The organism is Gilliamella sp. Fer4-1 (genome assembly GCF_001690515.1).
Taxonomy (GTDB): domain Bacteria; phylum Pseudomonadota; class Gammaproteobacteria; order Enterobacterales; family Orbaceae; genus Gilliamella; species Gilliamella apicola_C.
Window position 1 is genome coordinate 1 of the sequence record NZ_LZGZ01000183.1, and the last position, 19,745, is coordinate 19,745.

17 protein-coding genes and 1 tRNA gene are annotated in these 19,745 nt (G+C 35.9%); 7 read left to right on the forward strand and 11 right to left on the reverse strand.

Going from position 1 to position 19,745, the window contains the following annotated elements; translation table 11 throughout:
• Positions 1-83: 83 nt before the first annotated feature.
• The 5 genes from A9G30_RS06230 (at position 84) to dusC (ending at position 4,458) form a co-directional block, all read left to right on the forward strand.
• The gene (locus A9G30_RS06230) at positions 84-878 is read left to right on the forward strand and encodes a DUF3100 domain-containing protein (protein ID WP_065566180.1); all 795 of its coding nucleotides are present in this window, start codon (positions 84-86) and stop codon (positions 876-878) included.
• Positions 878-1,327, forward strand: a complete 450-nt coding sequence (locus tag A9G30_RS06235; protein WP_065588396.1) for a hypothetical protein — start codon at positions 878-880, stop codon at positions 1,325-1,327. Before A9G30_RS06230 ends, A9G30_RS06235 begins: the two co-directional genes overlap by 1 nt.
• A 20-nt stretch (positions 1,328-1,347) precedes the next feature.
• On the forward strand, positions 1,348-2,667 hold the full coding sequence (locus A9G30_RS06240; RefSeq protein WP_065588397.1) for an amidohydrolase: 1,320 nt from the start codon (positions 1,348-1,350) through the stop codon (positions 2,665-2,667).
• 84 nt (positions 2,668-2,751) lie between these two features.
• Positions 2,752-3,513, forward strand: a complete 762-nt coding sequence (locus A9G30_RS06245; protein ID WP_065566177.1) for a molybdopterin-synthase adenylyltransferase MoeB — start codon at positions 2,752-2,754, stop codon at positions 3,511-3,513.
• Positions 3,514-3,522: 9 nt separating this feature from the next.
• Positions 3,523-4,458 carry a tRNA dihydrouridine(16) synthase DusC gene (gene dusC, locus A9G30_RS06250; protein ID WP_065588398.1) on the forward strand — a complete coding sequence of 312 codons (936 nt, stop codon included), beginning with the start codon at positions 3,523-3,525 and terminating at the stop codon, positions 4,456-4,458.
• Between the two features lie 225 nt (positions 4,459-4,683).
• Here dusC and A9G30_RS12935 read toward each other — a convergent pair whose 3' ends face one another.
• From A9G30_RS12935 to murJ, 3 genes are all read right to left on the reverse strand, one after another.
• Positions 4,684-4,836, reverse strand: coding sequence for a hypothetical protein (locus A9G30_RS12935; protein ID WP_176700478.1), 153 nt, complete (start codon positions 4,834-4,836; stop codon positions 4,684-4,686).
• 129 nt (positions 4,837-4,965) lie between these two features.
• A complete protein-coding gene (locus A9G30_RS06255) occupies positions 4,966-5,859 on the reverse strand; it encodes a hypothetical protein (RefSeq protein ID WP_065588399.1) in 894 nt (297 codons plus the stop codon).
• A 90-nt stretch (positions 5,860-5,949) separates the two neighbouring features.
• On the reverse strand, positions 5,950-7,488 hold the full coding sequence (murJ, locus tag A9G30_RS06260) for a murein biosynthesis integral membrane protein MurJ (RefSeq protein WP_065588400.1): 1,539 nt from the start codon (positions 7,486-7,488) through the stop codon (positions 5,950-5,952).
• Between the two features lie 335 nt (positions 7,489-7,823).
• On the opposite strand from murJ, the gene A9G30_RS06265 reads away from it, so the two are divergent.
• Both A9G30_RS06265 and pepT read left to right on the forward strand, forming a co-directional pair.
• Positions 7,824-9,383 (forward strand): AbgT family transporter, encoded by a 1,560-nt coding sequence (locus A9G30_RS06265; RefSeq protein ID WP_065567790.1) that lies wholly within the window; start codon positions 7,824-7,826, stop codon positions 9,381-9,383.
• Positions 9,384-9,406: 23 nt separating this feature from the next.
• Positions 9,407-10,639, forward strand: a complete 1,233-nt coding sequence (gene pepT / locus A9G30_RS06270; protein ID WP_065580064.1) for a peptidase T — start codon at positions 9,407-9,409, stop codon at positions 10,637-10,639.
• 190 nt (positions 10,640-10,829) lie between these two features.
• Here the strand turns inward: pepT and A9G30_RS06275 are convergent.
• From A9G30_RS06275 to znuA, 8 genes are all read right to left on the reverse strand, one after another.
• A tRNA-Lys gene (locus A9G30_RS06275) sits at positions 10,830-10,905 on the reverse strand.
• A gap of 128 nt (positions 10,906-11,033) precedes the next feature.
• Positions 11,034-11,750, reverse strand: a complete 717-nt coding sequence (ybgF, locus tag A9G30_RS06280; RefSeq protein ID WP_065567792.1) for a tol-pal system protein YbgF — start codon at positions 11,748-11,750, stop codon at positions 11,034-11,036.
• Between the two features lie 64 nt (positions 11,751-11,814).
• On the reverse strand, positions 11,815-12,294 hold the full coding sequence (gene pal, locus A9G30_RS06285) for a peptidoglycan-associated lipoprotein Pal (protein ID WP_065588401.1): 480 nt from the start codon (positions 12,292-12,294) through the stop codon (positions 11,815-11,817).
• Positions 12,295-12,464: 170 nt separating this feature from the next.
• Entirely contained in the window at positions 12,465-13,760 is a 1,296-nt protein-coding gene (tolB, locus tag A9G30_RS06290) for a Tol-Pal system beta propeller repeat protein TolB (RefSeq protein ID WP_065580071.1), read from the reverse strand.
• Between the two features lie 416 nt (positions 13,761-14,176).
• Positions 14,177-14,986 (reverse strand): bifunctional DNA-formamidopyrimidine glycosylase/DNA-(apurinic or apyrimidinic site) lyase, encoded by an 810-nt coding sequence (gene mutM, locus A9G30_RS06295; RefSeq protein ID WP_065580065.1) that lies wholly within the window; start codon positions 14,984-14,986, stop codon positions 14,177-14,179.
• 12 nt (positions 14,987-14,998) lie between these two features.
• Positions 14,999-17,341: a bifunctional glycosyl transferase/transpeptidase gene (mrcB, locus tag A9G30_RS06300; RefSeq protein ID WP_065588402.1), complete on the reverse strand. Its 2,343-nt coding sequence runs from the start codon at positions 17,339-17,341 to the stop codon at positions 14,999-15,001.
• 132 nt (positions 17,342-17,473) lie between these two features.
• Positions 17,474-18,829, reverse strand: coding sequence for a murein DD-endopeptidase MepM (gene mepM, locus A9G30_RS06305; RefSeq protein WP_065567796.1), 1,356 nt, complete (start codon positions 18,827-18,829; stop codon positions 17,474-17,476).
• Positions 18,830-18,856: 27 nt separating this feature from the next.
• Positions 18,857-19,745 (reverse strand): zinc ABC transporter substrate-binding protein ZnuA (gene znuA / locus A9G30_RS06310; RefSeq protein ID WP_065588403.1); only part of this gene is annotated, 889 nt, incomplete at its 5' end.

Sequence of the window (19,745 nt, forward strand, 5' to 3'; positions counted from 1 at the left end):
CCATCAATGGGCTTTAAAGCATTTTCAAAATACCTTAGGGGCGACCCTAGTATAAAATAGATAAAAATAAAAAAGGAGCAGGAATGGAAATTTTAAAAGACTACAAAGTGCATTTACTCGCAATGATAGTCGTTTTATTCTGTGAGTTTATTGGCAAACAATCTATTTGGATTATCACATTATACCCCATGTTATATGCCATGATTATTGGCGGCATAATCAGCCTACCAAAATTTAAAATATTAAATCTAAAAAATATGAATCATGCTAGCGCCATCATGATGGTAACGTTAATGCTACTTATCGCCAAACTGGGGCTTTCTGTGGGACCAAAAATAGAAATGATTCTAGAAGATGCAAAATCGGCATTAATCTTTCAAGAGTTAGGTCATTTTGCTGGCACCATTTTACTTGGTTTACCACTAGCAATGATGCTAGGTATGAAACGCGAAGCAGTTGGAGCAACCTACTCTGTTGCCCGTGAACCCAATATCGCAATTGTTGCCGATAAATACGGATTGGACTCTGCCGAAGGTCGAGGTGTTATGGCAATGTATATTTGTGGCACACTTTATGGTGCTATATGGATGAGTATACTAGCCAGTGTGATGGCAAAATTAGATATTCTCCACCCTTACGCCTTAGCCATGGGCGCAGGCGTTGGAAGTGGTAGTATGATGGCTGCGTCACTGGCACCAATAAGTGATCTTTATCCAGAAATAAGTGAAGATATTAAAGCCTATGCCACGACAGCGAACTTAATGTCTAGCATTGTTGGTATTTATATTTATACATTATTTTCATTACCTTTTGCCTCTTTCTTGTATAACACTTTTAGCCGTTTACGTCGTAATCGTCATAAAGAAGGAGCACTATAATGAAGTTTTTAGAAACAGTTTTTTTATTGATCTTAGTTGCCATTATTATGGCAGCCGGTAATACTGTTGGCTATAAAATTGACTTTATGCAGTCAATAGAAGCATTATCAATTTTAGTTGCCATATCAATTGTTGGATATATTATTAGCAAGATTCCTTTATGCAACAAACTGCCTGTCATATTATGGGTATCGGTCGTTGCAGCAACCGCTTCATCACCTATTTTCCCTTTTCATGAGCAGATTGTTTCAATTACTGACAAGGTTTCTTTATTGGCTGTTTGTACTCCGGTACTTGCTTATGCAGGGCTTGCTATTGGCAAAGATTTAGCATTATTTAAAAATATCTCGTGGCGAATCATTCCGGTTTCTTTAGCGGTGCTTTCAGGTACCTTTATTTTTGCAGCAATCATTGCGCAAATCACCTTACATTGGGAAGGTGTTATCTAATTTGGATTAGGATTTAATTTATGACAAAAGAAGAACTTAAAAAGAAGGTTTGTATTGCTATTGCAAATCGTAAGGCCGATATCAAGGCGGCCGCCGAATCAATTTGGGCAGAGCCTGAACTTGGTTACAAAGAACACAAGACGGCCAAAAAAGTTGAAGAAAGCTTTGAAAAACTGGGCGTACCATTTAAAAATAAATTAGCAATAACGGGAGTAAAAGGCCGCTTAAAAGGGGGCAAAGGCAGTAAGTATAGCATTGCTGTTATAGGGGAGCTTGATGCCATTATTTGCGCTGATCATCCTGCTGCTGATGAAATATCTGGCGCGGCACACTGCTGTGGTCATAATGCTCAAATTGCCAATATGATGGCTGTGACTATGGGGCTAATAGATTCTGGCGCCATGCAATTTTTAGCGGGGGATGTAGTACCTTTTGCGGTTCCAGCTGAAGAATATGTTGAAATCACATATCGTAATCGCCTTATTGAGGAAGGTAAAATCAAATATATTGGCGGTAAACCAGAGCTAATCTCGCGCGGTGAATTTGATGATATCGATATGGCACTACAAATACACTTAACTAGCGTACCCAATGACCGCCAAGATGGTTTTATTGAAATATCAACAACCAGTAATGGTTTTATCGGCAAATTGATTAAATATAAAGGCGAAGCGTCGCACGCAGCAGCAGCGCCACATGCTGGAGTAAATGCCTTAAATGCCGCTATGATGGGAATGATGGGCGTACATGCCATACGCGAAACCTTTCAAGAAAAAGACTATATTCGATTTCACCCCATCATTACTCAAGGTGGCGACTTAGTCAATGTGATACCAAGTGATGTAAGAATGGAAAGCTATGTACGGGCAGGCAATGTTCCAGCTATGATCGACGCTAATGAACGAATTAATCGCGCCTTAAAAGCTGGTGCAATGGCTGTTGGTGCAACCTGTGAAATTAAAGATTTGCCTGGTTATCTACCATTAAATAATAATCCAACACTTAACGAGCTTTTAAAACATAATGCTGAAGCATTAATTGGTGAAGAAAATGTTTCTATTGCCCCTCATATGACAGGAAGCACGGATACAGGCGATCTATCCCACATTATGCCAGTTAGCCACCCGTGGATTGGTTCAGTTAGAGGTGTTCTACATGGTAAAGATTACACCGTATTTGATGAAGAGATGGCTTATATTCGTCCTGCACAGATGATGGCTTGTACCATTATCGATTTACTTTATGATGATGCTAAACCAGCACAAAAACTAATATCAGAGTATAAACCATTAATGACTAAGGACGAATATTTAAAATTCTTATCTAGCTTTGATAAATAATCTTAATTACTCTTGGCACTTTGTTGTGCCAAGTTTCTGCTATAATTATAATATAGTTTTCAACACTAACAACACAAATACCATATGCAACAGCTTACCAATCAAGAGTTATTTCGTTATGACCGGCAAATAACCCTACGAGGCTTTGATATTGATAAGCAACAAATCTTAAAAAATAGCTCAGCACTTATTATTGGTTTAGGCGGTTTAGGTTGTGCTGCTTCACTTTATTTAACGGCTGCTGGTGTTGGTAAATTAACCTTAGCTGATTTTGATACCGTATCAAAATCTAACTTAAATCGACAGATTTTATATACTGACAAATCGATTAATCAATACAAAGTAGAAGTAGCTCAACAAACATTACACAAGCTCAATACAAATATTATTATTGATACAGTAAATCAAAAGCTCGATGATAACCATTTAATTTCACTAATAAAACAACATGATATTGTCATTGACTGTACAGATAATTTAATTACCCGCCAGCAAATTAATCGTTGCTGTTTTCAAATAAAAAAACCGCTAGTTTCTGGCGCTGCGATCCGTATGGAGGGATTATTAAGCGTATTTACTTATCAGCCTAATGAACCTTGTTATCACTGTTTGAGCCGTTTATTTGGTAAAGATCAGTTAACTTGTATTGAAACTGGCGTCATGGCACCGCTGGTTGGCATGTTCGGCTCAATGCAAGCCTTAGAAGCGATAAAAGTACTAACCCAATATGGAAAACCATTAATTGGACGTGTATTAATGATTGATACCATGACTATGGAATTTAACCAAATTAAACTCACCAAACAACCAAATTGTCGTATTTGTGGCAATGATAAAACCAACTAGGTTTCCCCAATGAAAATTAAACGAATAATTTTAGCCCCCATGGAAGGCGTACTTGATTATCAAGTAAGGCAACTTTTAACCAATATCAACCAATTTGATTATTGTGTGACGGAATTTATCAGAGTGACACATCACAAATTATCTAATCGGACTTTTTACCGCCTATGCCCCGAACTTTACAATAATGGTAAAACTAAATCAGGCACGCCAGTTCGCATCCAAATTCTTGGGCAATCACCAGAATGGATGGCTGAAAATGCCGTTAAAGCCATTGAGTTAGGCTCTTATGGAATAGATATCAATTTTGGTTGCCCCGCCAAAACGGTGGTTGGCAGTCACGGAGGCGCTTATTTATTACAATATCCCGAACAGATATTTAATATTGTCAGCCAAGTCAGGCAAGCAATAGGGGCAACAAATCAATTATCAGTCAAAATTCGCTTAGGGTGGGATAATAAATCACATTGCAACGAAATCGCTAGCGCCATTGAACTTGCCGGTGCCAATGAAATTGCTATTCATGGCAGAACCAAAGAAGATGGTTATAAAGCCGAAAAAATAGATTGGCAAACAATAGGCCAAATCAAGCAACAGCTAAATATTCCTGTTATTGCCAATGGTGAAATTTTCTCTATTGAGGATGCAAAAAATTGCATAAATCAAAGCCAAACTAACGATATTATGCTAGGCCGTGGTATTTTAACGATTCCGAACTTAGCCAATATGATTAGAACTGAACAATCAGCATTCAGTTGGCAACAAGTGATGGAAATATTAATCCTTTATGCGACATCCTCCATTGATGACGTTAAACCACTTTATCATTCTGCACGCATCAAACAGTGGCTTACTTACTTAAAACAGCACTATGCTCAAGCAGCAGACGTCCTACAAAATATTAGAACACTCAAATCACAGCAAGAAATCTGTGATTTCTTAACGTAGAATCGCCCAAATAACTTCCTTAGATAATAACAAAATAGCAATTGATGTTCATTTATTATAACGATGTAGGGGGATAGGGGGAGTATAAAAATCGGTCAGAAAAGTAATTGATTTTATTGAAGTTTTTATTTTGCTTTTTTTATAAAAATCATCCACTTTTTATCTACAACGGTGGTTAATGCCGTACCTTATTCGACGTCATAATGTGCCATCGACAAAGCAAGGTTAGCACGTCAAACAAGAATGTTTGGCTAAGGCTATTTTATCGGGAATAATTTTGTCAGGAATAAATCGGTACCGATGCGTAAAACCGAGTAAACGAGATGGACAGTGCAGGCCGCATTCGGCAACCATTTCACGGGCTGGGTGATTCAGCATAACCCTCCCCAGCGCAAGCGTTATCATCAATCACTTATTATATCCTCAAGGCTCAAAATGACCGCCCCCCTCAAAACAAATCATTTTTTAAAATCAGCCAGAAAAACCATTGATTTTATTTGATCTCTATTATTTTTGTTTTAAAAAATAATGCTTAGTCACTTTATTAATAATCAAACAAATTAGCATAATAAGCAATACTAATAGGAGTAGGCTACGACCTGCATGTATCAATACATCAGCGTTAATATAATATCTTATCGGCATTTTGTACATGAAAGTAAAATAAAGAATGTCGCAAATAAAAATCATCATGGCAGACACAGAAACACTTTTAATGAGTTTTTCTGATTGAATTTTATTAAAGGGTTGCTTAAAACAGCTTTTAGACAAAAACAGTCCAAGCAATATAGCACCAATATACAAAGACTCTTGAAAACCACTAAGCATTAAGTCAAAAGCATTAGTGATTAATTCATACCCTTTAATCAAAATAAAACCAATAAACGTTGAAAATAAAATGAAGTGAATAGTTGAGCTATTAGTTGCGGTAATTGCAAATGACTGTTTGCTTTTTATAAAGTATTTTTCAAAGAAATTTGTTAAATAGTAAATTAATAAGCTGTATAGCAAAGCGCAAGAAATAACTGATGAGATAACTATTATTATTATCGGGAAAATAGGTATCTCGTAGTAATAAACAATTATAGTTTGTTGAATAAATGCAGCAATTATTGAAAATATCATCATCATAAAAATCAATAGTATTACATTGATTTTATTAACAATATGAACATTAGCGTAATGCAAAACAAGCGACAACACGCTAAAAACCCATAATGTATCTACAAATTTATTTTGATAGAAATAAATTGAAATACCAAAGTCTAGTAACTGAAATGCGTCCCAAAAAGCTTCGTAATGGTATTGCAAAAATGCGAAATACATCGAAAAAAAACAACTCAATAAAAAATAAACTAGACTACCTATAATAGGTAGTGCAAAAAAAGAGACCTTATTCATCCTATTTCCTCATTAGTTTTATAATTAATGATTTTTACTATTTGATACTTTTTTGAAAAAATGAAATTTATCTTTACCGGTTGTTTATTATTAATCAATTCGTTTAATAAAGTGTTTAATCTTAAATCCCATAGCAATCAATGATGCAAAATAAACAACGATGCCAACAATTACCAATGCAAACAATCGTCCAATACGAACCCACATTGAACCCGTTGACCAATCAGGTAATAGCTGTGAGCCAAACCATAACACTGTGGACATTAATATTACGGCAATAATGACTTTAATTAAAAAGAGATACCAACCAGGTTGGGGTTGATAAAGTTGTTTTTTACGCAGTTGCCAATACAATAATCCAGCATTAAAGCAAGCGGCTAAACCAATGGATAGTGAAAGGCCTGCATGCTGTAATGGTCCAATAAAAACAAGATTCATTAGCTGTGTTAAAATTAACGTAACAATTGCAATTTTGACGGGAGTTTTAATATCCTGACGCGAATAAAATGCGGGTGCTAATACTTTAATTAAAATCAATCCAAGTAGACCGATAGAATAAGCCACTAAGGCTCGCTGTGTCATTAAGGTATCATTTAGGGTAAATTGCCCATACTCAAATAATGTTGATATAAGAGGACGAGAGATAACGCCTAATGCCACGGTACTTGGCAAAGCCAGTAAAAAACAAAGTCGCAATCCCCAATCTAATACCTCAGAATATTGCTTATGATCACCTTTAGAAAAACTTTTCGCTAACGAGGGTAATAAAATCGTACCTAATGCTACGCCAAGCACGCCAGCAGGAAATTCCATTAAGCGGTCTGCATAATACATCCATGAGACCGATCCTGAAACTAGAAATGAGGCAAAAATCGTATTAATAATTAAAGAGATTTGCCCTACTGACACCCCTAAAATTGCGGGTCCCATCTGTTTCAAGACTCGCCAAACACCACTATCTTTAAAACTAATACGTGGCAACACTAACATGCCAATTTTTTTTAAATAGGGAAGCTGATACAGTAATTGCAAAATACCGCCTACACCAACCGATGCAGCAAGCGCTAATACTGGAGGGTTAAAATAAGGAGTCAAAAATAGCGTGAATAGAATCATACTTACATTCAGTAATGTTGGAACAAAAGCAGGAACAGAGAAGCGATTCCATGTATTGAGTATCGCGCCAACAAGTGAAGCCAGTGATATAAAAAAGATATAAGGAAAGGTTATACGCAACATGGTCGTTGCAAGTTCAAATTTTTCGGCTGACTCTTGCATAAATCCGGGAGCCGTTAACATTATAATAAAAGGTGCAGTAACAACGCCAATTAAGGTAACAAAGGCTAATACTAAGGTTAAAAGCCCAGCTATATAAGCAACAAAAGTACGTGTTGCCTCAATACCTTGTTGATTCTTATATTCAGCCAGAATGGGCACAAAGGCTTGAGAAAAGGCGCCTTCAGCAAAAATACGCCGTAGCAAATTAGGCAATTTGAAGGCAACAAAAAAAGCATCGGTCGCCATGCCTGCGCCAAAAAAACGCGCAATAATGGCATCGCGCACAAAACCTAATACACGGGAAACCATTGTCATGGAACTTACGGTTGCTAAAGATTTTAAAAGATTCATATTTAATTTATATACAAAGTATACAACCTAAAACGGATAATGATGCATAGTCTACAAACTATCGCTTAAAACCACCATGCTTTTTTCAATAAACTTTGCCTTTTATTAGGTAAGCCGCTAGCGTATAAATTTAACATTATCTCTTATAAAATTAATCTTTTGTTCATCTTTGGAATGCACTTTTGACACAATACCAACCACATCAATTAGGTAAAAAATAGTGATGTAAAAAATATTCAGAAAAAGGATAATTTCAGTATAAAACAACGTTATTTGCCCACATTATAAATATGTGTTAGATTGTCAATTCGAACAATATTTACACTAATTTTATTATGAATCAGACAACAAATCCGTCACCAATAAGAACAGGGGGTTTTCTAAATACTATTGAACGAATTGGAAACAAAATCCCCGATGTAACCACTCTTTTTTTCTATGCTTTAGTCATCTGTTTTGTTGCTTCGCTATTGCTTTCTTTTGTGAGTTTTAACTATATTAATCCTGTCACGCAAGATAAGCTTGTTGTTGTTAATATGTTAGCGCCTGAGCATCTTGTTACTTTTTTTACTAAGATGGTACCTAATTTTATCAACTTTCCACCGCTTGGAATTACAATTGTGGCGACATTAGGCATAGGTATTGCTGAGAGCAGTGGTTATATCCATGTGCTACTCAAAAAATTACTGGCTATTACCCCAAAAAATTTAGTCACACCATCAGTGATTTTTGTCAGTATGGTTTGCCACATTGCTGCTGACTCAGCTTATGTGATTTTAATGCCCGTATCGGCTATGATGTTCTATGCAATTGGTCGCCACCCGTTAGCTGGGATTGCGGCTTCATTCGCTGGATTAGCTGGTGGATTTAGTTCAAGCTATACACCATCTATTATCGATCCAATCATGCAAGGTTTTACTCAAAGTGCAGCACAAATTATTGATCCATCTTATCAAGTCAATGTACTTTGTAACTATTTCTTAAGTTTTGGCGGTACCTTTTTTGTACTATTAGCTTGCTGGTTTGTTACCGATAAAATTGTCGAGCCTCGATTAAATGCAACCATGCCTTTAAATAGTGATCTAAAATTAGATAACATTGCCAACTCGCCAGCGATTACACCCGTTGAAAATCGTGCTTTCAAAGTAGCTTCAATTGTCTTTATAATTATTGCTATTGGTTTAATTTTATTATTGTTACCAGAAAACTCTTTATTGCGTGCATCTGATGGAAGCATGACAAGCAATAAGGCTCCAATTATGCAAATTATTGTGCCATTATTATTTGTATTTTTTGCTATTCCAGGCTTAATACATGGTTTTATAACTGGTACATTTAAATCATCACGCGATATAGTAAAATCAATGGAAAATATCACTAAATCACTTATTCCATTCATTGTTTTTGCTTTCTTTTGTGCTCAATTTCTATATGTCTTTTCTCATTCACAAATTGGAACATTAATTGCAATTGGTGGCGCCGATTTATTAAAAGCACTGCATCTGCCTCCAGTTGTAACCATATTTGGTGTGATCATTCTAACAAGTATGTTAAATGTGTTAATTACCTCGGCATCATCGAAGTGGGCTATTTTAGCGCCGATTTTTGTGCCTATGCTTATGTCTGTTGGTATCTCGCCAGAATTAACTCAAGCCGCTTACCGCATTAGTTCTGCGGTTAATGTTAGTACGCCTATGTTTGCTTTTTACCCTCTGATTATTGCCTATTGCCAGCAATACTGTAAAAACACGGGTGTAGGTACATTAAGTTCAATGATGATTCCTTATACCGCTGCACTGCTTATTGCATTAACGATAAACTTATTACTTTTTTGGTTCTTCGGCCTACCAATTGGTTTTGATAGCGGTTATGTTTACCCGCCAGTAAATAATTAGTCACCACAAGGAGTCAAAATATTATGAATATTACCGAACAACTAGTTAAACGTTTTTTACGCTATGTCAACGTTCCAAGCCAAAGCGCTATTGGTTGCGCACATGTGCCCTCAACTCTAGGGCAAGCAGAATTAGCCAAATTACTTAAACAAGAGTTAATCGAGCTTAATCTACAAGATGTTCATCTTGATGAACATAGTATTGTAACGGCTAAGCTCCCCGGCAATAACCCAAATGCGCCTAAAATTGGCTATGTTGCCCATCTTGATACTGTCGATGTTGCCTTATCAGATAAAGTTAAGCCACAGAGAGTAACCTTTACTGGCCAAGATATTCTATTAAACAAAGATAAAAATATTTGGTTTAAAGTCGATCAGCATCCCGAACTGAATAAATATCTCAATGATGAATTGATTGTCACTGATGGTACCAGCGTACTTGGTGCGGATAATAAAGCAGCCATTGCCATTGTGATGACTATGTTAGAGCAATTACAACAACAAAATTATACATATGGCGATATTTATGTTGCCTTTGTACCAGATGAAGAAGTTGGCTTAAATGGTGCCAAAAAACTGGATTTAAACCGTTTCAAGCCTGATTTTGCTTACACAATCGATTGTTGTGAATTAGGTGAAGTCGTTTATGAGACATTCAATGCTGGCTCAGCCATTATTGAAATTGAAGGCATCTCTGCTCATCCTATGTCTGCTAAAAATGTTTTAATCAATCCTATCGGCATTGCCAATGACATTATTAACTGTTTTGATAGCTTTGAAACACCAGAACATACCGAAGGCAAAGAAGGGTATTTTTGGTTTAATGATATCGTTGGTAATCAAAGTACCACAACATTAAAAATGAGTATTCGTGACTTTGATTTAGCTAAGTATGAGGCGCGTAAGGCTTATATACAAGAAGTTATACGTTTTATTAGCTTAAAATATCCAAAAGCAAAAATTGAGTGTAACATTACCGATACCTATAGCAATATCGCTAACTATTTAGGTAATGACCGTCGCTGTATTGATTTAATTTATCAATCATTTGAACAACTCAATATTCAACCAAAAACCATCGCAATGCGTGGAGGAACCGATGGTTCTGCTCTTTCTGCTAGAGGGCTTACCACGCCAAATTACTTTACTGGCGCTCATAACTTCCATTCATGCTTTGAATTTTTACCATTATCATCATTTCTTAAATCATTTGAAGTAACAATGAAAATTATTGAATTAGCAGCCAAGAATAAATAACCTTAAAAAGGGATATATCTCCCTTTTTCCACCTACGAAGCATTTCGATAACGATAAGAAGCAATCCTCTCACCAATCCAACATTGTTAATACAAAATAAAATTATTTCATTAACACCTTAGCAAGCTTTATAAAGGGCTAATAAAAAATAATTGATTGATTGATTGATTGATGAATTTTCTAGAGAGAGTGGTGGGTCGTGAGCGATTCGAACGCTCGACAAACGGATTAAAAGTCCGCTGCTCTACCGACTGAGCTAACAACCCATTTCAGAAAACAACTACTTAATTCCTTAAGGTTTCAAGTAACTTCGGGTTGGTATAATACTTATAATTATAATGTTACGCAACCCTTTTATTGATATTTCTATTTAACAGATGGTTATTTGTACATTTTACTTTAGCGATGCTAACTTTTTTTTAGCCTGATCAACAACGTTTTTATTTTTAGAATATTTACTTATAACTTGTTGAAAAACGATTCTAGCATTTTTCTTATCGCCTTTCTCAAGCAAAATCAAACCAACTTTATATAGGCTATCTGCAGCTTTGGAAGAGGTCGCAAACTTTTTCACTACAGTTGCATAATAAAATGAAGCCTGATCTTTATTTCCTTGCTTATAATAAAGTTGACCTATCCAATAATTAGCATTAGCTAAATAACCTGACTTTGGATAAGCTTTTATAAATTTTTGAAATGCCGCAACGACCTCATTACTTTTTTTCCCATCGTTAACAAACTGCATGATAAAATTATAATCAGCCTTATCACGACCCGAAGTTTCCCAACCAGATAAATCAGATGATGGCGTTGTTGCCGTTGATGAAGAAGTATTATCCTCAGAAGTGTTCGCATTTGCAGAAACGCCCGAGCCACCAACCATTTGTTGAAGAATCATTTTTTGACGTTCTATCGTCTGATTAAGTTGGTATCTAGTTTCTTCTAATTGCCCTCGAAGCGCATCCACTTCAGCTTGTAAATCATTAATCCTTTCCTGATTTTGTATTAATAATTGGCCTTGTGCCTGAATAGTTCTATCCGATTCTGAACTGCCTGCTGCACAGCCAGTGAATAAAAGAAATAAGAACAATACGAGTGTTTTTTTATGCATATCATATTACTCAGCATGAATGTAGAAAAGAAACGGCTGAATAATCAGCCGTTATAAAATGCTATTAGTTGATAGCATAAGTTACTACAGCACGACGGTTTTTAGCATAAGCTTCTTCGTCATGACCTAATACTGCTGGTTTTTCTTTACCATATGATACAATTTCCATTTGGCTATCAGAAGCACCATTACCTTGTAAATATGATTTAACTGCAGCAGCACGACGTTCACCTAATGCAATGTTATATTCTGGCGTACCGCGTTCATCTGCATGACCTTCGATAATTACTTTCACGTTATTTGCACGAATAAATATTGCATGTGCATTTAATAATGTTGCATAGTCAGATTTAACATTATATTTGTCAAAATCAAAATATACTGTATTGATTTGTTGTAATTTATTTAATTGCTCTAAAGCTTCTTTTGATAAAGAACCACTTGCAACACCAGCTACATTGCTACTGTTATTAGACGAACATGCAGTTACAGTAATTAGTGGTAAAGCAACCGCGGCTACTTTAAGAAATTTAGAAAATTGCATTGTATTAACTCCTTTTGTTTAAATAAATTATTACCTGTATTTTTACACACCTAACCAACTTCAAAGTAACAGCCGTTACCAACCAGAACGATTAGAGGTATATATTATAATGCCCTTGTGCTTTACACAATTTTAATAATTGCAATATTGTGCAATATTATAACCTCTTCTTATAAATATGGCGACCATGAAGGGAATTTTACTTGCCCATCTGTTGCTGGTAATCTTGCTTTAAAATTACCATCTGTTGAAACTAGATTCAAAATTGTACCTAATCCTTGTGATGAGCTATAAATGATCATAGTACCATTTGGCGCAATGCTTGGCGTTTCATCCAAAAAGGTGTCTGTTAAACGTTGATAGGTATTTGTGCTTATATCATATCGAGTAATATGTTGTTCACCATTATTGGTTGATATCATAGCAATAAAAGAACCATCAGGTGATACCCGCGCATTTTGATTCTGTGTATTATCCCAAGTTAGCCTTTGAGATGCACCACTATTAATGTTGATACTATAGAGTTGAGGGCGACCTGCTTGATCAGAAGTGTAAACAATAGTTTGATTATCAGGCATCCAAGATGGTTCTGTATTATTATTACGATTAGAAGTAATTTGCGTGATTTTTTTGCTACTTAAATCCATCATATATAAATTTAAACTTCCCCCTTTAGATAAGGCAAAGGCTAATTTACTGCCGTCTGGAGAAAACGCTGGCGCACCATTATGTTGAGGAAAAGACGCAATTGTTTGAACAGCGCCACTATCCAATGTTTTTAAAACTAGTGAAGAATGGCCTCCTTCAAATGTTACATAGGCTATTTTTTTACCATCTGGTGACCAAGTTGGAGACATTAATGGTTCTTTGGAACGATGAACAGTAATTTGATCATAACCGTCATAATCAGATACTCTTAATTCATGTGAAAAAGGTCCTTTAGTTGTTTTAACAACATAAGCAATTCGTGTTCTAAAAGCACCTTTAATACCGGTTAATGATTCAAAAATTTCATCACTTGCAGTGTGAGCCGCGTAACGGAGCCAACGCTTATCAATAGAATATTGATTTTGTGCTAAAACGGCACCTGGGCGATTTACGATATCAACTAATTGATAATTGATAAGGTATTTCCCAGAAGCATCTGGCTGAATCGAGCCGACAACTACCGCAGAAACCCCCAGATTATTCCAAGCCGCAGGCGTAACTTCAGAAGCTGTTGTTGGTTTTTGTGGCATACTATTAACTTCAACAGGATTAAATTTACCACTATTACGTAAATCTGAAGCAACGATATCTTCTATAATTTGTGGTGGTTGACCAGAGCCTGTCCACTTAAATGGCACAACCGCGACTGGTTTAGCAGAGCTTACGCCATCGGTAATAATAATTCTTACCTCAGAATTAGCCATCGTGGTAAAACATAGAATAAAACAAGTTGTCAAAAAGCGAAAAGCGAATTTGATCATCTTAAATTCCTTAATAAAAATAAGACACATTGAGTTAAATAAAATATAAACCCGTAAAAAAGAAAACAAAACCTTTGAAAATTAAGATACAACAGCTAATTGCCCCCCATATATTAAACTTTACAAGCTATAAACAATGATTCAGCAAAAAGATAGCTGATAACAGGTAACAAGTCCATAGCCTTTAAAATAAAAAGATCTCTGTAATATTAATGGTTTTACTATATAAAGTAATCAACGCAGTAACAAAAATAACTTCTTTAATTGTAGTTGCTTATACTAATCTTATTTAAATAAGGTTTAAAGGGCTTAAAAAGATATTTTTGTAAAAGAAAGGGAGCCAATACATGCAAAATATTTAAAATTCTTAGCAACTAATCACAAAAAATAATAATTTGTTAGAGCTAACGTTGCTATATTTGGCAATATTCACAATAAAAGGTATTGCGTTGTCCTATTTTTTGCGATTTTATCTCTGCACCACAAATTAGACATCGCTCGCCATTGCGCCCATAAACTTGTAGCTCTTGTGCAAAATATCCTGGTTTTCCATTAGATTGAAGAAAATCCTTGAGCGTTGTCCCTCCTTGTTCAATGGATTTGCTAAGAACTTGCTTAATAGCAGCAACAAGCCTTTCAAATTCATTTAATTGTAATGAGCTTACTTTACGGTTAGGATTGATTTTCGCCATAAACAATGACTCAGAAGCGTAAATATTGCCAACGCCAACCACAATATGGTTATCCATAATCCAACTTTTAATGGAAACCTGTCTATTTTTGGCTTTTTCGAATAAATATATAGCTGAAAACTCATGACTTAACGGTTCTGGACCTAAATGTTGTAATTGCAGTATTTCGTCTAGCGAATTTGCCCAGAGCCAAGATCCAAAACGCCTAGGATCAGTATAACGCAATGTAACACCATTTTCTAAAATGAGGTCTATATGATCATGCTTTTGTGCTTTTTGAGGCTTTGGTAAAATACGTAAACTACCTGACATACCTAAATGAATTACGATCCAGTTATTAGATAGCTGTAGCAATAAATATTTAGCTCGACGCTGTATATCTAAAATAACCTGTCCATGTGCATTACTTATAGCGCTATCAACAGGCCAGCGTAATTTAGGTTGTCTAACAATAATTTTATGTATAATCTGTCCTTTTAAATATGGCAAAATGCCTCGACGACTTGTTTCAACTTCGGGTAATTCAGGCATATTATTCCCCTCTTAATTATTTAATAGGTCTGTAACCCAATTGGGTACCTGTTCAGTGGCCATCATTTGGTTATTTCCAGAACATAAATCCTTAGGGTTAATGGTCCATACGGGTAAAGTACGCACACCATCGCCATTACATAGCCACTGACCATTACTATCAATTGGTACCATAAAAACATTTTGCGGTATCGGCAATACCAATTTCTTTGGTGGATTGTTTTGTAAATATTCACTATAAATTTTCAGCGCTCCTGTAGCTCCAGTTAATTTCATTGGTGAATGATCATCTAAACCAATCCAAATAACAGCAACATTCCTGCCGTCAATGCCTGTAAACCAGCTATCACGAGAATCATTGCTTGTCCCCGTCTTAGCAGCTAAATTAAACGAACCGTATTTAGCTTTTAATGAACGAGATGTGCCCGAACTAACAACTTGTTGCATAGCATAAGTTGTCAAATAAGCTGATTGTCGAGACACTGCCTGAAGTTGTTGTGGATAGCTTTGATAAACTAGCTTACCTTTATCAGTCAATACATATCTTAAAATAGTAAGCGGAGAACGTTGCCCATTATTAGTGATAGTTTGAAACATCTGAGCTGTTTCTAATGGTGTTAATTCTAATGCACCAAGCAATCTTGATGGTAAATTAGGTATACGACCCGTAGGAACTCCTAATGCTTGTAAAGTATTTTTCGTTGCATCCAGTCCTAATTCCATACCTAAATTAACCGTTGGCACATTTAATGAAAGTGCCAAAGCGTCCACTAACATAACACGATCACGGAATTTACGATCGTAATTTTTAGGCTGCCAATACCCGCCACTATCAAGCTTAACCGATAATGGGCTATCATTAAGCCATGTATTAAGTTGGTAATAATCAGGTTGCCCAAGTGCAGTTAAATACGTTGATGGTTTAGCTAATGAACCAATCGCTCTTTGCATTAACCAAGCACGGTTATAACCAGGGTAACGTGGGTCTGCACTACCAATAATTGAGCGAATTTCCCCTGTTTCTCGACTAACTACAACCATTGCTGATTGTAATTCTTTTTTCGTTGATTTGCGCAATTTGTCAATTTCGTTAGTCACCGCTTGCTCTGCTGCAGATTGAGCTACCGGATCAAAAGTGGTAAAAATCTTCATACCTGACAAATGATCTGCTTTATCACCCAATTGTCTTCGCAGTTCGCTACGCACAACTTGCATAAATGCTGGTTGCGGAGAAATCACACCACCCTTGGGTAGTACTGATAGTGGGCGCTGACTTAATAAGTTATACAACTCATCATCAATTATGCCTTGTTGCTGAGCAAGTTTTAACACCACGTTACGGCGCTCAATAACTTGTTGAGGTTGTGTCCACGGATTATATAACGAAGCGCCTTTTACCATACCAACCAGCACTGCTTGCTGATCTAATGTAAGTTCATTAACTGGCCGCCCAAAATAGTAAAGACTTGCCAATGGAAAACCATGAATCTCTTCTCCTCCCGCTTGCCCAAAATAAACTTCGTTTAGATAAAGCTCTAAAATACGTTCTTTACTATAACGGCCATCTAAAATCAAAGCCATATAGGCTTCGCGTATTTTACGGCTTAAACTACGTTCATTAGTCAGAAAAAGGTTTTTAACAGTTTGCTGGGTTAAGGTACTGCCTCCTTCGATGCGGCCAGTAGTCAAATTAACGAAAATAGCACGACCGATAGAATATAAACTTACACCATGATGATCATAAAAACGCTTATCTTCTGTAGCAACCAATGTTTGCAATAACGAATCAGGAAACTGCTTCAATGGAACAAATAATCGTTGCTCGCCATTTGGAGAATGCATCATGGTAATTAATTTAGGATCAATTTTTAGCAATCCAAAATCTCGCCCAGTTTCTAGATTAGTAATGCGATCTATACGATTTTCATAAAAAGTAATACTAACTCTAAATGACGGTTCTTCACCATCAGGAAATGTAAAAGGTCGTCGATAAACCTCAACAGCATTATTACTTACAATAAACTCACCTGGGCGGCTGGCTTTTGTATCTTGCTGACGATATTGTGCACCCTCTAACATTGTCACTACATCATTTAGACTATATTCACTATCAGGCTCAAGATCTATAATTTGTCCATAAACTGCCGCTGGCAACTCCCACACATTACCATCAACTCGCTCCTTGATTTGTTGATCAAGATAAACGCCGTAAACAATAGCCACAGCTGCAATGACAAGAAATAGTTTAAATAATAAGGTCAAAAACCGGCGACAAAGTGTAGACTTCTTATTTTTTTTATTTTTTGGAGAATTTTTGGGAGACCGTTTTTTTGATGTTTTAGTTGACGTGTTCAAACTGCACCTAATATTTATTATCCAATAAAAATTAGCTTATCATAACATAATTTTTTAAGGATATTGCGGTCTTCTTTTTGTAAAAGAGTTTCAGGTAAAATCGATTTTGAAGCATAAAACAAGCGTATGAATTTAAAAATCTAGCTGTGAGCTAATAGTTTTAACTTTCGACAAAAACGCTTTTTTTGACTTACCTGTCAACCCTTCCGAAATAGGTAAACTTGCTGTCAATGGATTAACCGGCTTATTATTAATGTGTAGCTCAAAGTGCAGGTGAGGTCCTGTAGAACGCCCTGTATTTCCAGATAACCCAATCTTATCACCTTGTTTAACTTGCTGACCTGGTTTGACTAAAATCTTATCCAAATGCATATAAGTTGTCATATACTGACGCCCATGCCGAATAGCAATATAATTACCAGCCGAACCACTATACTTTGCAATAACTACTTCACCATTACCAACTGATAAAACTGGTGTACCACGAGACACTGCAAAATCAACACCATTATGTGGAGTTATCGCACCGGTAACAGGATGTAAGCGACGAGGGTTAAAACCAGAGGAAACTCTAGCTTGCTTTGCTAATGGATAGCGGAAAAAACTTTGCGACAAACTGTTCGCATTAATATCATAATATTTACCATCATCTGCTAAAATAGCGTAATAATCTTTGGTACCATTTTTAATGCGTACACCTAACAGCTGACTATTAGATAAACGATTACCATGCATCTCTCTGGTTAAAACAACTGAAAATTTATCACCAACTTGCAAACGACGAAAATCTAAACGCCATTGCAAAGCACGAGTAATCACGCCAATTTCATTACTGGTTAATCCATTTTTGCGAGCATCTGCAACAAAGCTACTTTTAATATCACCTTTTATCACAATATTTTGTGGTACACTTTCAACTGTTTCTGAACTTTCTACAAATTTATCGCCCGATTTTTCATAAATTCGAATATTATTACTGGAGATTGTCCAACTAAAAGTTTGCAAATTATGATTATCATCAGTCGTCCAACTAATTTGTTGACCTATTCTCAAATTTGCAAGTTGTTTAAATTTTGTCGTTAACTGATAGATGTCATTTCGATTAACGTTATAACGAATCAAGATATCATGCAGGGTATCCCCTCGCGCAATAGTGTATTGCACAGTATTATCTTTATCATCAACAATGTCATCTAATTCATCTTTAACAATCTCATCTTCAGGAATATCTGATGATTCAGTAACTGTAGAAGGTTTCCCATTTACCATCTCAACTTTTCCATCATCGATAACAACAGAAGAATGGGTGTTATCATTTACAGTCGTTTCAGCTTGAGGCGTTAAAGGAACATAAACCGTTCGATTCAAATTGAGTGGATTCCACAGAACGATAAATAAGATAACAATGAAAAGAACACCTAATATTGAAAAATAGGTATTTCTAAAATTATTTTTTTCAATATCAGGTGATTTTATTTGTCTTGCCAAAATTAACCTTAACTATTTATTCTAAAACTAGTCTTTATCTAAACAATCCAACAGTTGCTCTGTTAATTTTGCTAAAAATTGTGAATATGCATCTTTAGAAAGAGCAATACCCGTTCCTAATGGATTTAGCTCTCCAATACGTACATCTGTTCCATTCACTATTTTTTCAATAACTGCAGGGCTAAACTGTGGCTCTCGAAATACACATACTGCTCGGTGCTCTTTGAGCGCCTGTTGAATTGCATAAACCTTTTGAACACCCGGCTGAATTGCTGGATTTATAGTAAAACTGCCTAAATTCTTTAATCCGAACCGCGATTCAAAATACCCATAAGCATCATGAAACACAAAATACCCTCTATTTTGTACGTTAATGAGTTTTTTTGCAATGTTTTGTTCTGTTTCTGCAAGTTTTATGATGAATTCGTTTAGATTTGCATCAATCAATGCGTTTTTATCTGGATACAGGGTAATAAGTCGATCATGGATTGACTGCGCAATCACCTTGGCAATTTTAGGTGAAAGCCAAATATGTTCATCATATTCACCATGACGACCATTAGCAGGTATAGGATGGGAGTGAGTATCTTCATGTTCATGATCCTCATGACCTGTTCGAAGCAATACTTTAATCTCTGGTATTGCCATTAATTCAATTTGTTTTTGCTTATCAATACTTTTTAATATTGTTGGCATAAAATCTTCCATATCTTCGCCAACCCAAACCACAAGTTCAGCTGATTTAACTTTAGCCAAATCAGATGGTTTTAAATAATAACTATGTGGAGATGCGCCATCAGGAAGTAAAATATCATTATCAGTTACTCCTGAAGCGATTGCTTCGACAATAAATCCTATTGGCTTTACAGACGAAATAACTTTCGCATTAGCATAATTAACAATACTTTGAATAAAC